The organism is Kitasatospora sp. NPDC058965 (assembly GCF_042741245.1).
GTDB lineage: Bacteria > Actinomycetota > Actinomycetes > Streptomycetales > Streptomycetaceae > Kitasatospora.
On record NZ_JBHYKG010000008.1, the window covers coordinates 57,571 to 71,231 of the forward strand.

Annotated in this window: 10 protein-coding genes; 4 read left to right on the forward strand and 6 right to left on the reverse strand. The window is 77.2% G+C overall.

Translation table 11 applies throughout. The annotated features are described in order from the left end of the window. Positions 1-18 precede the first annotated feature (18 nt). The 4 genes from ACFW1A_RS02960 to ACFW1A_RS02975 all read right to left on the reverse strand — a co-directional run bounded on the left by ACFW1A_RS02960 (position 19) and on the right by ACFW1A_RS02975 (position 5,246). A complete protein-coding gene (locus tag ACFW1A_RS02960) occupies positions 19-2,523 on the reverse strand; it encodes a helicase-associated domain-containing protein (RefSeq protein WP_380403048.1) in 2,505 nt (834 codons plus the stop codon). A gap of 214 nt (positions 2,524-2,737) precedes the next feature. Further along, positions 2,738-3,568, reverse strand: coding sequence for an isocitrate lyase/phosphoenolpyruvate mutase family protein (locus tag ACFW1A_RS02965; protein ID WP_380403051.1), 831 nt, complete (start codon positions 3,566-3,568; stop codon positions 2,738-2,740). A gap of 158 nt (positions 3,569-3,726) precedes the next feature. Continuing rightward, entirely contained in the window at positions 3,727-4,416 is a 690-nt protein-coding gene (locus ACFW1A_RS02970) for a response regulator (RefSeq protein WP_380403054.1), read from the reverse strand. Further along, the gene (locus ACFW1A_RS02975; protein ID WP_380403057.1) at positions 4,413-5,246 is read right to left on the reverse strand and encodes a sensor histidine kinase; all 834 of its coding nucleotides are present in this window, start codon (positions 5,244-5,246) and stop codon (positions 4,413-4,415) included. The genes ACFW1A_RS02970 and ACFW1A_RS02975 overlap by 4 nt, the downstream gene beginning before the upstream one ends. Before the next feature lie 140 nt (positions 5,247-5,386). Here ACFW1A_RS02975 and ACFW1A_RS02980 point away from each other — a divergent pair, with 140 nt between their 5' ends. After that, positions 5,387-6,097, forward strand: coding sequence for an ABC transporter ATP-binding protein (locus ACFW1A_RS02980; protein WP_380403060.1), 711 nt, complete (start codon positions 5,387-5,389; stop codon positions 6,095-6,097). A gap of 67 nt (positions 6,098-6,164) precedes the next feature. Continuing rightward, on the forward strand, positions 6,165-8,486 hold the full coding sequence (locus ACFW1A_RS02985; protein ID WP_380403063.1) for an ABC transporter permease: 2,322 nt from the start codon (positions 6,165-6,167) through the stop codon (positions 8,484-8,486). Between the two features lie 27 nt (positions 8,487-8,513). Here the strand turns inward: ACFW1A_RS02985 and ACFW1A_RS02990 are convergent, their stop codons facing one another. Both ACFW1A_RS02990 and ACFW1A_RS02995 read right to left on the reverse strand, forming a co-directional pair. Then, a complete protein-coding gene (locus ACFW1A_RS02990) occupies positions 8,514-9,221 on the reverse strand; it encodes a response regulator (protein ID WP_380403066.1) in 708 nt (235 codons plus the stop codon). Then, positions 9,218-10,438 (reverse strand): sensor histidine kinase, encoded by a 1,221-nt coding sequence (locus ACFW1A_RS02995; protein ID WP_380403069.1) that lies wholly within the window; start codon positions 10,436-10,438, stop codon positions 9,218-9,220. The genes ACFW1A_RS02990 and ACFW1A_RS02995 overlap by 4 nt, the downstream gene beginning before the upstream one ends. Positions 10,439-10,581: 143 nt before the next feature. On the opposite strand from ACFW1A_RS02995, the gene ACFW1A_RS03000 reads away from it, so the two are divergent. Both ACFW1A_RS03000 and ACFW1A_RS03005 read left to right on the forward strand, forming a co-directional pair. Beyond that, a complete protein-coding gene (locus ACFW1A_RS03000) occupies positions 10,582-11,271 on the forward strand; it encodes an ABC transporter ATP-binding protein (RefSeq protein ID WP_380403072.1) in 690 nt (229 codons plus the stop codon). Further along, on the forward strand, positions 11,268-13,625 hold the full coding sequence (locus ACFW1A_RS03005; protein ID WP_380403075.1) for an ABC transporter permease: 2,358 nt from the start codon (positions 11,268-11,270) through the stop codon (positions 13,623-13,625). The genes ACFW1A_RS03000 and ACFW1A_RS03005 overlap by 4 nt, the downstream gene beginning before the upstream one ends. Positions 13,626-13,661: the final 36 nt, after the last annotated feature.

Genomic DNA, 13,661 nt, shown 5'->3' on the forward strand with positions numbered 1-13,661 from the left:
GGTGGCGGTGCAGGCCGGTCAGCCCCCGCGCGCCTCCGGGGGCGGTCGCACGCCGTGCAGGCGGCGCAGTTCGAAGGTGACGGGGGTGGTGGGCCGGCCGGGCAGGGCGCGGTGGTGGGCGTGCAGGTAGGGCGGGTCGAGGGCGAGCGTGGTGACGGTGTGTTCGGCGAGGGTGTGGTGGCCGGTCAGGTACTCGACGGTGACCGGCTGGTCCAGGCGCAGCGCGCGGGCCAGCCGGGTGAGCTCGGGGCGGCTCAGCCGCGGCGCCTCGGCGGCGAGCTCGGCCTCGGTGAGGGTGGGGAGGGCGGTGGCGGGAGTGGTGGCCGGGCCCGCGGCGAGCAGCTGGGCGGCCAGCCGGCGCAGCGCGGTGCCGGTGGGCAGCGCCCGGGCGGGGCGGGCCGGGGCGCTGCCGCGCGGCGGCGGCACCGGTGCCGGGCGGTCGACCAGCAGCAGGCCGTCGGCACCCTCGGCCGCCGGGGCGTAGCCCTCGGCGCGCAGCGCGGCCAGCGTGCGGTCCGGGCCGGCCGCGCTGACCAGCACGGTGGGGGCCAGCCGGCGCAGCCGCAGGTGGGCCAGCGCGCGGTGCGCGGCCAGCTCGGCGAGCAGGGCCGGGTCGTCGCCGTGCAGCACGCAGCCGGAGGCCAGCACCTTGACCCGGCCGTGCCGGCGGGCGGTGTCGGCGATCAGGTAGGCGAGCGGCTGCGGCAGTCGGTCGAGGTCGGCGGCCCGGGCCAGCTCGGCGGTCAGCTGCTGCGGCGACCGCCCGCCGTCCAGGGCCCGCCGCACGCCCTCGGCGGTGAACCGCCAGATCGAGGCGGTGCCGTGGGTCTCGCGTTCGGCGGCCGCGTCCAGCAGGGCGGCCAGCCCGGCGCTCGGCGGGCCGGCCACCACGGCGGTCAGGTCGGCGCCGATCCGGGCCCGGTCGGTGGCGCCCGGCAGCAGCTCCCGGGCGGCCTCGCGCAGCGGCCCGGGCTGCTCGGCGGAGTACCCGGCCAGGGCCGCGCCGAGCGGGGAGAGGGTGCCCCTGGCCACCACGCCGAGCAGCTCCGCCTCGGCGATCACGGTGGCGAACGGCCAGGCCTGGTCAGGCAGCCGGCCGGCCTGCGGGCGGTGCCAGGCGACCAGTCGGCCGAGCCCGGCCGCCGCCGCGGCCCCGTGCCCGGCGGGCAGCCGGCCGGCGGCGGTGAGCAGGCCGCGCCGGGCGTGCCGGCAGCAGGGACTGGCGGGGCGGGCCAGCAGGGCGGGCCACGGCCGGCCCTGCGGGTCGACGGTGGCGGTCGGGGTGTACGGCATGGTCAGCCAGGCCACCACCAGCGCGCCGTACTGCTCGGCCGGCGGGCGGGTGCGCCAGTCCTCGTACTCCGCGGTGAGCTGCAGCGGGCCGCCCTCGGCGGCCGGGTCGGGCGGCCGCCCGGTGGTGCGCGGCGGGTGGCTGGTGCGCCGACCGTCCGGTCGGCCGCCGCCGAGCAGCAGCCCGGCACCGAGCGCGCACTCCAGCACCAGGCGGACCAGCGGCTCGGCGCAGTGCGCGGTGCGGGCCAGCCGGCCCAGTTCGCGCGGGCCGAGGCCGCCGCCCTTCAGCAGGGTGGGCGGGTGGGCGGCGCAGGCGGCCAGCAGCGCGGCGGCCCGGGTGGTGAAGGCGGTGGCCGCCGCGGCCGCCTCCCGGGCGACCTCGGCCTCGCTGACCGGCGCCAGCTCGGGCAGCGGCGGCACCGGGTCGAACGGCGGGTGCCAGCTCGGGCCGCGCAGCGCCAGCACCACCTCGCCCGGCACCCGGGACGGTCCGTACCCGTGCGGGTCCCGCACCAGCAGCCCGCGCTCGTGCGCCCACTGCGCGGCGAGTCCGGCCGGTTCGGCCACAGCCAACGGGGCGGGGGCGGTGCCGGCGCCCTCCAGCAGCAGCGGGCGCACCGCCGGCGGTGCCCCGGCCAGCAGGTCCGCCACCGCCTCCGGGTCGCCGAGCAGGGCGGACAGCTCCGCCAGCCGGTCCCGGCGGGCGACCGGGACCGGCAGCCGGAGCACCGTCAGCAGCTCGCGCAGCTCGGCGGAGCCGGCCCCGGCGAGCAGGTCGGCGAGCGGGGCGGGCCGGCCCAGCGGTGCGGGCCAGACCTGACGCAGGGTCGGATTGGGGTGCAGCCGGTCCCCGGGGCCGGTCCACAGCAGGCCCTGGCCGGCCAGCGCGGTGAGCGCGGTGTCCAGTCCGGCGGCCCGTTCGCCCGCGGTGGCGTCGAGCAGCCGGGCCAACCGGGACCGGGGCACCGGTCCGCCGCCCAGCGCGCAGAGCGCCTCGGCCGCCTGCAGGCAGGGCAGCGGCAGCCGGCGGAGCGCGGCGGTGGCGGAGCCCGGGCGCAGCAGCCGCTCGGCCAGCTCGTCGAGCGAGTGCGGGGCGGGCTCGGCGGCGGCGTCCGGTCGGGCCCGCAGCAGGCGGTAGAGCCGGTCCGGGTCCAGCCCGGCCAGCCAGCCGACCAGGTCCGGCGGCGCGGGCTCCGGCTCGGCCTGGGCGGCGGTCAGGATCGGGCACATGGCGGCTCACCTCGCTCGACGCCGCGCCCGCACGACCCGGTCATGATCGCAGAACGCGACGGTGCTGTGACTGAGGGTCAGTCTAGGAGTGCCGCGTGCCCCCGGGGGCGGCTTCGCCGAGATCCGTGGCGCCCCGGGGCCGCGGCCGCGCGGGCGCGCGCGACGCGGGCCACGGCGCGACCGGACCGGGGGCGCACGCCCGGGCGGGGCGGCGTCAGCCCAGCAGGCCGTTCAGTTCGCCGTAGGGGATGGCCGTGCCGAGCTCGGTGTAGGTGCCCTCGGCGTACAGCTCGCGGGCGGCGCGCTGGACCACCGAGTAGGCGCTCTCCGCGACGGTGGAGCCCAGGCTGACCCGGGCCACGCCCAGCTCGCCCAGCTCGGCGACCGAGGGCTGTCCCGGCCCGCCGGGGACGTTGAGCGGGACGGACAGGGCCGCCGCCAGCTCACCGACGGTGCGCCGGTCCGGCAGGCCGAACACGAAGACCCCGCTGGCCCCGGCGGCGACGTAGGCGGCGGCCCGCTCCAGGGTGAGGCGGTACAGCTCGGCCGGGTCGTCGGCGACCCCGCGCAGGTAGGTGTCGATCCGGGCGTTCAGGTAGAGCGGGACCCCGGCGCTCTCGGCGGCGGCGCGGGCCGCGGCGATCCGGGCCGCCTGGTCGTCCACCTCGCGCAGCGGGGCGGTGCCCGCGCGCAGCGAGTCCTCCAGGTTGATCCCGACCGCGCCCGCCGCCAGCACCTCGGCCACGGTCTCGCCCACCCCGGCCGGGTCCACCGCGTAGCCGTCCTCGATGTCGGCGGTGACCGGCAGGTCCACCGCGGCCGCCACCCGGGCCACCAGCTCCACCGCCAGCGCCCGGCCCAGCGCACCGCCGTCCTGGGCGCCCAGGGCCCAGGCCACCCCGGCGCTGGTGGTGGCGATCGCGGGTGCGCCGGTGGCGGCGACGATCCGGGCGCCGGCGGCGTCCCACACGTTGGCCAGGGCGATCGGCCGACCGGGCCGGTGCAGGGTCTGGAAGGCGAGGGCCTTGTCGGTCTGGGTGCTCATCGCGAAACCTCCGTGGGAACCCGCGGCAGTGCCGGGGAGGGTGTCAGGGCGTCAGTTCACCAGCCGTGGGCGTCGGTTGTCCGGCGGATTTCGGACGCGAACGGAAACGTTGATCCTCCGGCCGATCCCGGGGCCCCGGCTCCGCGCGGCCCCGGGCGTCAGTCGCCGGGCGCGACCAGTCCCGTCTCGTAGGCGAGCACGACGGCCTGGGCCCGGTCGCGCAGGGTGAGCTTGGCGAAGATCCGGGCGACGTGCGTCTTCACCGTGGCCTCGCTCAGCGTGAGGTGCCCGGCCAGTTCGGCGTTGGACAGCCCCCGGCCCAGCAGCGTGAGCACCTCCAGCTCACGGGGCGTCAGCGCGGCCAGGTCCCGGTGCACCGCCGGGGCCGGGGCCGCCGCGGCCCGGCCGTCGGCGAACCGCTCGACCAGTCGGCGGGTGATCGAGGGGGACAGCAGCGCGTCGCCGGTGGCCACCAGCCGCACCGCCGCCGCCAGGTGCGCGGCCGTCACGTCCTTGAGCAGGAAGCCGCTGGCGCCGAGCGCGAGGGCGGCGTAGACGTACTGGTCCAGGTCGAAGGTGGTCAGCATCAGCACCCGGCAGTCCGGCTGCCGGGCCAGCACCTGACGGGCCGCCGCCAGCCCGTCCAACCCGGGCATCCGGATGTCCATCAGCACCACGTCCGGCCGCAGCCGGGCGGCCAGCGCCACCGCCTCGACCCCGTCGGCGGCCTCGCCCACCACGTCGATCCCGCGTGCGGTGAGGATCAGCCGGAAGCCGGTGCGGATCAGCTCCTGGTCGTCCGCGATCAGCACCCGGGGCGGCGGCTCGACGGCCGCGGCGCCGGTCACGCCCCCGCCAGCGGGATCCTGGCCCGGACCCGGTAGCCGCCGCCGAGCCGGCGCCGGGCGTCCAGGCTGCCGCCGTACACCGCGACCCGCTCGCGCAGGCCGAGCAGGCCGCGCCCGGTGCCGGGGCCGCCCCGGTCCGGTGCCCCGGCGGTGGTGCCGTGCAGCACGCTCGGTCCGCTGTTGAGCACCTCCACCCGCAGGTGGCGCTCCGAGTACCGCACCGTCACCTCCGCCTTCCCCCCGTCGCCGTGCCGCAGCGCGTTGGTCAGCGCCTCCTGCACGATCCGGTACGCCGTCAGGTCGATCCCGGCCGGCAGCGGGCGCGGCTCGCCGTCGATCCGCACCTCCACCGGCAGCCCCGCGAAGGCGATCCGGTCCACCAGCGCGCCCAGTTGCCGCAGGCTCGGCTGCGGGGCCAGGTCGGCGCCGGCGGCGTCCTCCTCGACGCCGTCCGGCGAGGGGGCCAGCAGGCCCAGCAGGTGGCGCAGTTCGCGCATCGCGTCGCGGCCCGCGCCCGCCACGGCGGCCAGCGCGGCGGCCGCCGCCTGCGGCATGGTGTCCAGCACCTCGCGGGCCGCCGCGGCCTGCACCACCATCAGGCTCACGTTGTGGCTGACGATGTCGTGCAGCTCCTGGGCGATCCGGGCCCGCTCGGCGTCCACCGCGCCGCGCGCGGCGCTCTCCCGCTCGCGCTCCAGCAGCCAGCCGCGGTCCTGCAGCGCCTGGCGGTGCCGGCGCCGCTCGCGCAGCAGGGCGGCGCCCAGCGCGCCGACGGCGGCCAGGGCCGCGGCCAGTGCCGGGACCATCCAGTCGAGGGCGGCGGGGTGCATGCGACCCACCCTGGCAGAGCCCGGCGCCCGGCCGCATCATCCGGGGGAACCGGTCCGTACATCCCCGGGATGACGGCGGCCCGGTCCTGCACCCGGGGAGGGACGCGGGCCGGGCGGGCGCTGCGGCAGGCTGCGGTGCCATGAGCGATGAGCGCCACGATGGGCGCAGTGACGTGGTCGTCCGGTTGGACGGCGTGCGCAAGGAGTTCGGCGAGACCGCCGCGCTGGACGGGGTCTCGCTGGAGATCCGGGCCGGCGAGGCGGTCGCGGTGATGGGGCCCTCGGGCTGCGGCAAGTCCACCCTGCTCAACATGGTGGCCGGGCTGGACCGGCCGAGCGCGGGCCTGGTGGAGGTGAACGGCGAGGACCTCGGCAGGCTGAACGAGACCGGGCTGGCGCTGTTCCGGCGGCACCGGATCGGCATGGTCTTCCAGTTCTTCCACCTGATCGACGACCTGCCGGCGCTGGACAACGTGGCGCTGGCCGCCCAGCTCACCGGCAGCTCGGCCCGGCAGGCCCGCCGGCGCGCGCTGGAGCTGCTGGACGAGCTCGGCATCGCGGACCGGCGCTCGGTCTACCCCGCGGCGCTCAGCGGGGGAGAGCGCCAGCGGGTCGCGGTGGCCCGGGCGCTGATGAACCGTCCGGCGCTGCTGCTCGCCGACGAGCCGACCGGCGCGCTGGACAGCCGGGCCGGGGAGCAGGTGATGGACCTGCTGATCGACCTCAACCAGATCGGCCAGACCCTGCTGATGGTCACCCACGACCAGCGCCTGGCCACCCGGTGCGCGAGCCGGCTGGTCGAGCTGGCCGACGGCAGGATCGCCCGCGAGCGCGCGCTGGAGCGGGCGTGAACGAGCGGAGCGGGACAGTCGAGGAGCGGGTGCGCGAAGCGCTCGCCGGGGTCAGCGGGGTGGGCGGATGAGCGCGGTGTGGCGGGCGTCGCGGGCCGCGGTGAAGCGGCGGCGGCTGCAGACCTTCGTGATCGGCCTGGTGGTGATGCTCTCGGCCACCACGCTGGTGGTGGCGCTGGGGCTGCTGGACGCGGCGAGCGCCCCGTTCGACCGGGTCTTCGACGCCCAGCGCGGAGCCCAGCTGACGGCCTCGTTCGATCCGGCCGAGGTGTCCGGGGCGCAACTCGCCCGGACCGCGGAGCAGCCCGGCGTGACGGCCGCGGCCGGCCCGTTCGACCAGGCCCGGGTGGCCCTGACCGACCCGGCGGGCGGGCGGCCCGACCAGGCCGCGACCCTGGTCGGGCGGGCCGATCCCGGTGGACCGGTGGACCGGCTGGACCTGTGGGCCGGCCGCTGGGCCACCGCTCCGGGCGAGCTCGTGCTGGCACTCCCGCGCGGCGCCGGCCCGATCGGCGAGGTGCTCGGCTCTACCCGGGTGGTGGCCGGCCGCGGCAGCCTGACCGTGGTCGGGGTGGCCGCCGGCGTGACCGGCTCCGCCGACGGCTGGGTGACGCCCGCCCAGCTGACGGACCTGCACCCCACCTCCGTCCAGATGCTCTACCGGTTCTCGCACGCCGGCTCGGCGGGCGAGGTCGCCGCGGACCGGGCCCTGGTCACCCGGGGACTGCCCGCCGGCGCGCTCGTCTCGTCGCTCTCCTACCTCACGGTCAAGGAGCAGGTCGGCCGGCAGGTCTCGCTCTACGTCCCGCTGCTGATGACCTTCGGCGTGCTCGGCCTGGTCGTGGCGGTGCTGATCGTCGGCAACGTGATCAGTGGCGCCGTGGTCTCCGGGTTCCGGCACATCGGGGTGCTCAAGTCGATCGGCTTCACCCCGAACCAGGTGGTCGCGGTCTACCTGACGATGCTCTCGGTCCCGGCGGTGGTCGGGTGCGGGATCGGAACCGCACTGGGCAACCTGGCGGCCGGGCCGCTGGTGTCCCAGACGCTGCGCGGCTTCGGCGGCACGGACTACGTGATCGGCCCGTGGGTGGACGTGCTGACCCTGCTCGGCCTGCCCGCCGTGGTGGTGCTCGCGGCGCTGCTCCCGGCGCTGCGCGCCCACCGGCTCTCCGCCGCCCGCGCGATCAGTGCGGGCAGCGCGCCGCGGGCCGGGCGGGCGCTGCGGGTCCAGCGCGGGCTGGCCGGCAGCCGGCTGCCGCGCTCGGTCAGCCTGGGGCTCGGGCTGCCGTTCGCCCGTCCCGGCCGGACCGCGCTGACCCTGGCCGCGGTGGTGCTCGGGGCCGCCACGGTCACCATGACCACCGGCCTCACCGGCACCATGACCAGGTTCGGGGACGCGGTGGAGCGGACCGGCCACCGGTCGGTCGAGGTCGACTCCGGTCAGCACCGGATGGGGCAGACCGAGCCGCGGTTGGACACGCTGCAGGTCGAGGCGGGGCTGCGGGCGCTGCCCGGCACCGTGCACGTGATGCCCGACTCGTACGTGGACGCGGCGCTGGTCGGCTTCCCGCAGCCGATCACCGTCAACGCGATGCGCGGGGACTCGGCCGAGCTGGGCCCGGCGCTGATCAAGGGGCGGTGGTTCAGCGGTCCGGGGGAGCTGGTCGCCTCGGCGGGCTTCCTGCACAAGCGCGGCCTGGCCGTCGGCGACCGGGTGACCCTCGACCTGGACGGTCGCCAGGGCCGGCTCACCATCGTCGGCGCGGCCCTGGTGGGCGCCCCCGACCTGGTCTTCGCCGACTGGCAGGCCGTGCGGGCGATCGCACCGGACGACAAGGCCCTCGACTGGTCCGTGCAGTACGACGTGCAGCTCGCGCCCGGCACGGACGTGGCCGGCTACCTGGCGGCCGTCCGGGCGGTCGACCCGGGGCTGTACCCGCACGACGCGACGGCGGTCAACGCCGGCGCGGTGACGGTGATCAGCACCTCCGGCATCCTCACCCTGCTGCTCGGCACGGTCACCGCCCTGGGCGTCTTCAACACCGTGGTGCTCAACACCCGCGAGCGCCGCCGCGAGCTGGGCATGCTCAAGTCGATCGGCATGACGCCGCGTCAGGTGACGGCGATGATGGTCACCTCGATGGCCGCGGTGGGCCTGGTCGGCGGGCTGATCGGGATGCCGCTCGGGGTGCTCGCGCACCGGCTGATGGTGCCGATCTCCTTCGGCGTGGACGGGGTCGAGCTGCCCGGGTCCATGCTGCACGTCTGGTCGGCGCCGCTGCTGGCCGCGCTCGCCCTGGCGGGCGTGCTGATCGCCGGGCTCGGCGCCCTGCTGCCCGCCCGCGCGGCGGCCCGGCTGACCATCGCCGAGGTGCTGCGCAGCGAGTGACGCCCGGTCGGTTCCGGTCAGCCCCGGTCAGCCCCGGTCGTCGCCGGGGCTGACCAGGCCCGTCTCGTAGGCCAGCACCACGGCCTGGACCCGGTCGCGCAGGCCGAGCTTGGCCAGGGTCCGGGCCACGTGGGTCTTCACGGTGGCCTCGGACAGGTGCAGGTCGGCGGCGAGTTCGGCGTTGCTCCGGCCGCGGGCCAACTGCTGCAGCACCTCGGTCTCGCGGGCGGTCAGGCTGGCCAGGCCGCGGTGCTGCGCGGCCGGGTCGGGCGCCGCGGGCCGCTCCTCGCGCGGGGCGAACCGGGCCACCAGGCGGCGGGTGATGGTCGGGGCCAGCAGCGCGTCGCCGGACTGCACCATCCGCACCGCGGCGACCAGGTGCTCGGGGCTGACGTCCTTGAGCAGGAAGCCGCTGGCTCCGGCGGACAGCGCCGCGTACACGTAGTGGTCCAGGTCGAAGGTGGTCAGCACGATCACCCGGGGCGGCGAGTCGCCGTCGGCGAGGATCCGCCGGGTGGCCTCCAGGCCGTCCAGCTCGGGCATCCGGATGTCCATCAGCACCACGTCGGGCCGGGTGCGGCGGACCGCCGAGACGGCCTGCGCGCCGTCGGCGGCCTCGGCCACCACCTCGATCCCCTGGGAGGCGAGGATCATCCGGAAGCCGGTGCGGACCAGCGCCTGGTCGTCCGCGATCACCACCCGCAGGGGGGCAACGGCGGTGGCATCGACGGTCATTGCGCCTCCAGGGGGATCAGTGCCTTGACACGGTAGCCGCCGGTCAGCCGGCGGCCGGCCTGCAGGGTGCCGCCGTAGACCGCGACCCGCTCGCGCAGGCCGATCAGCCCGCGCCCGTTGCCACTGCCGGCGGCCGCGCCGGGGCGGCCCTCGGTGTTGCTCACCTGGACCGTCAACCGGTCCGCGGCGTAGTCGACGTCGACGGTGGCGGTGGCGCCCTCGGCGTGCTTGACGGCGTTGGTCAGCGCCTCCTGGACCACCCGGTAGGCGGCCAGTTCCAGACCCGGCGGCAGCGGGCGGCGGGTGCCGCCGACGGTCAGCTCGACCGCGATCCCGGCGGTGCGCATCCGGCCGACCAGCGCCTCCAGGCCGTCGAGTCCCGGCTGCGGCACGGTCTGCGCACCGGCGGCGGGCTGCTCGCCCGCACTGTCCATGGTCAGCAGGCCCATCACGTGCCGCAGTTCGCTCATCGCGGCGCGCCCGCCGGTCTCGATCGCCGCCAGCGCCTCGCGGGCCAGCTCCGGATCGGCGTCCAGCACCATCCGGCCGGCCCCGGCCTGGATCACCATCACGCTCACGTTGTGGGTCACCACGTCGTGCAGCTCGCGGGCGATCCGGGCCCGTTCCTGGCCCACCGCGTCGCGCAGCGCCTGCTGCTGCTCCTGCTCCAGCGCGGCCAGCCGGCGCCGGCCCTGCTCGGTGCGCCCGGCCCAGAACCGGTGCCCGACGGCCACCATGACCACCGGGCAGAGCAGCAGCACCGCGACCACGGCGACGGGGAAGTCGGGCAGCGCGGCCTTCGGGAAGAGCACCACCAGCAGCGCTGCGGCGAACGGCAGGCTGACCAGCACCGCGCCCCGGTAGGGGCCGTGCACCACGGTGCTGTAGACCGTGAAGAGCAGCAGCAGGCAGAGCTGGAAGACCAGGTCCGGGCAGCCGTTCCGGAGCGGCAGCACGGCCAGCCCGACCAGCCAGAGCACGGACAGCGGGTAGCGCCGGCGCAGCACCAGCGGCGTCGCCGGCAGCGCCCCCAGCAGCGGGGTCAGCACCGCGGTGAACTGCGCGTCGGGGGTGTTGGCGGCGGCCCGCGCGCCGAGCAGCGCGAAGGCGCACGCCACCACCGCGTCGAAGGCGCGCTGCCGCCGGGTGGGCGGCGGCAGCGGAGCGCCCCGGTACACCCAGCCCAGCCGGTCGCGGCCCGAGATCCACGAGTACATCGGGCGACTACATCACAAGGATGACGCCGGCGGCCATGATCCGTTCGACGGACCGAACATGGCTCGGCCGAGCGACGTGGCCGACGTGCCCGCGACCGTAGCGTCTGGAGCGTCGGGAACGAGGCGTACAGGGGAGCGGGACGATGACCGAGCCGGTAATCCAAGTCAGCGGTGCCAGCAAGGAGTTCGACGACGGCCAGGCCGCGCTGCGGGAGGTCTCGCTGACCGTCTCGGCGGGCGAGGCGGTGGCCGTGCTCGGCCCCTCCGGCAGCGGCAAGTCGACCCTGCTCAACCTGGTGGCCGGACTCGACCGCCCCAGCCGCGGCACCGTGACGGTGGCGGGCACCCGGGTGGACACCCTGAACGAGGCGGCCGCGGCCCGGTTCCGCCGGGAGAAGATCGGCATGGTGTTCCAGTTCTTCCACCTGCTGGACGACCTGACGGTGCTGGACAACGTGCTGCTGCCGGCCGAACTGACCGGGGTGCCGCGGTCGGTGGCCCGCCGCCGGGCCGGTGAGCTGCTGGACACGCTGGGGATCGCCCGGCACGCCCGGGCCTACCCGGGCCGGTTGTCCGGCGGCGAGCGGCAACGGGTCGCGGTGGCCCGGGCGCTGATGAACCGTCCGGCGCTGCTGCTGGCCGACGAGCCGACCGGGGCGCTGGACTCGGCCTCCGGCGCGGAGGTCAGGGGCCTGCTCAACGAGCTGCACCAGGAGGGGCAGACGATCGTGCTGGTCACCCACGACCTGGCGCTGGCCGAGGCCTGCGCCACCCGCACCGTGCGGATCGTCGACGGCCGGATCGCCTCGGACACCCTGGCGGTGGCGCGATGAGGACGCTGCTGCGACTGGCCCGGACCGGCGTCGGCCGCCGCCGGGTGCAGACCCTGGTGATCGCGCTGGCCTCGATGGTGGCGGTCACCGCCTCGGTGCTCGGCGGTTCGCTGCTGGTGGCCTCCAACGCGCCGTTCGACCACGCCTTCGCCCGCGGGCGCGGCGCCCACCTGACCGTGCAGTACGACCCGGCCCGGGCCACCGCCGAGCAACTGGCCGCCACCACCCGGGCCGCCGGGGTGACCGCCACCGCCGGGCCGTTCCGCACCGTCACGGTCGACCCGGAGCCCGGGGCCGGCCTGGAGCTGCCGGCCGGGATGAGGCTCGCACCGATGAGCCTGGTCGGGCGGGCCGACGCCGGGGGACCGGTGGACCGGGTCGCGCTGCTCTCCGGGCACTGGGCGGACGGGCCCGGTCAGCTGGTCGCCTCCGCGGACTACAGCGGGGTCCGGCTGACGGTGGGCCAGAAGCTGGAGGTGGGCGGCACCGAGCTGACCGTGGTCGGGGTGGCCCGCTCGGTCAGTGCCACCGCGGACGGCTGGCTGACCCCGGACCAGGCGGCGCGGCTCACCGGCACGGCCGGCTGGCAGTTGCTCTACCGGTTCGCCCGGGCCGGCACCGCCGCCCAGCTGGCCGCCGACCGCGCCGCGGTGACCGCCGCCGCCCCGGCCTCTTCGCCGGTCGGCAGCCGCGGCTGGCTGGACGTCAAGGCCGGCAACACGAAGAGCACCGGGCTCTTCCTGCCCTTCCTCACCGCCTTCGGCCTGCTCGGGCTCGGCATGTCGGTGCTGATCGTCGGCAACGTGGTGGCCGGCGCGGTGGGCAGCGGCACCCGGCGGATCGGGATCCTCAAGGCGGTCGGCCTCACGCCGGCCCAGGTGGTCGGCGCCTACCTGGTGCAGGCGCTGGTGCCGGCCGCGGCGGGCACCCTGGTCGGCGCGGTGCTCGGCAACCTCGGCGCCGGCGCGGTGCTCTCGGGGGCCGAGCAGGTCTACGGCACCAGCTCGCTCTCGGTCGCGCCGTGGGTGGACGTGGCGGTGGTCGCCGGCACGCTGCTGCTGGTGGCCGGGACGGCGTTCGCCGCCGCGCTGCGGGCCGGGCGGCTGCGCACCGTGGCGGCGCTGGCCGTCGGCCGCACCCCGACGGCCGGACGCGGACGGGCGGCCACCCGGCTGGCGGTGCGGCTGCCGCTGCCGCGGCCGGTCACCCTGGGGCTGGCCCGGCCGTTCGCCAAGCCGGCCCGCTCGCTGGCCATGGTCAGCGCGGTGCTGCTCGGCACCCTGGCGGTGACCTTCGCCTTCGGGATGGGCAGCTCGCTGCAGCGGATCCAGCAGGCCAAGCAGAGCAGGGCGGACGTCACCGTGGTCGCCGCGATGCCGCCGACCGGTGCCGGCGCGCCCGGCGCCACCGCCGGAGACGGCGCCAGCTCCGGCGACACGGCCGCGATGCTCGCCGCGATCCGGGCGCAGACCGGGACCTCGGCGGTGTTCGGCACCGCGCACACCCAGGTCGGTGCCGTCGGCACCACCGGCTCGGTCGCGGTCACCGCCTTCCTCGGCGACGCCTCCTGGGGCGGCTTCCAGCTGGTGCAGGGCCGGTGGTTCCGCGGCGCGGGGGAGGCGGTGGCCCCGACCGGCTTCCTGACCGCCACCGGCACCCGGGTCGGCGACACGGTCACCGTCACCGACCGCGGGCAGCAGCTGCGGGTGCGGATCACCGGCGAGGAGTTCTCCACCCAGAACGACGGCCTGGCGCTGCTCACCGACGCCGCCACCCTGACCGCCGCCGAACCGGAGCTCAAGGCGGACCTGTTCTACGTCGCGCTGCAGCACGGCACCGACCCGAACGCCTACACCACCGCGCTCAACGCCGCGCTGCGGCCGACCGGCGCCCGGGCCGAGGTCGGCGGCGGGGGCGGGGCCAGCCAGCTGCTGATCGTGCTGGACGCGCTGACCGCGCTGCTCACCCTGATGCTGATCGCGGTGGCCGGGCTCGGCGTGCTCAACGCGGTGGTGCTGGACACCCGGGACCGGGTGCGCGACCTCGGGGTGGCCAAGGCGCTCGGCATGACGCCGCGCCAGACCGTCGCCATGGTGCTCGCCTCGGTCGCCCTGATCGGCCTGGTCGGCGGGGTGGCCGGGGTGCCGCTGGGGGTCGGGCTGCAGCGCCTGGTGGTGCCCGCGATGGCGCACAGCGCGGGGCTGCGGCTGCCGCCCGCGATCCTCGCGGTGTACGGCCCGGCCGACCTGCTGCCGCTGCTGCTCGGCGGTCTCCTGCTGGCCCTGCTCGGCGCCCTGCTGCCGGCCGGCTGGGCGGCCCGCACCCGGACCGCGGTCGCCCTGCGGACCGAGTGAGGACGGGCGCCGCCGGCGGCCCGCACCCGACCCGGG

Excerpts from the sequence above, each read along its gene's own strand:
- ACFW1A_RS02985 (WP_380403063.1), top strand. The coding sequence starts at position 6,165 with ATGAGCGCGGTGTGGCGGGCGTCGCGGGCCGCGGTGAAGCGGCGGCGG.
- ACFW1A_RS02960 (WP_380403048.1), bottom strand. The coding sequence starts at position 2,523 with ATGTGCCCGATCCTGACCGCCGCCCAGGCCGAGCCGGAGCCCGCGCCG.
- ACFW1A_RS02965 (WP_380403051.1), bottom strand. The coding sequence starts at position 3,568 with ATGAGCACCCAGACCGACAAGGCCCTCGCCTTCCAGACCCTGCACCGG.
- ACFW1A_RS03005 (WP_380403075.1), top strand. The coding sequence starts at position 11,268 with ATGAGGACGCTGCTGCGACTGGCCCGGACCGGCGTCGGCCGCCGCCGG.
- ACFW1A_RS02990 (WP_380403066.1), bottom strand. The coding sequence starts at position 9,221 with ATGACCGTCGATGCCACCGCCGTTGCCCCCCTGCGGGTGGTGATCGCG.
- ACFW1A_RS03000 (WP_380403072.1), top strand. The coding sequence starts at position 10,582 with ATGACCGAGCCGGTAATCCAAGTCAGCGGTGCCAGCAAGGAGTTCGAC.
- ACFW1A_RS02995 (WP_380403069.1), bottom strand. The coding sequence starts at position 10,438 with ATGTACTCGTGGATCTCGGGCCGCGACCGGCTGGGCTGGGTGTACCGG.
- ACFW1A_RS02975 (WP_380403057.1), bottom strand. The coding sequence starts at position 5,246 with ATGCACCCCGCCGCCCTCGACTGGATGGTCCCGGCACTGGCCGCGGCC.
- ACFW1A_RS02980 (WP_380403060.1), top strand. The coding sequence starts at position 5,387 with ATGAGCGATGAGCGCCACGATGGGCGCAGTGACGTGGTCGTCCGGTTG.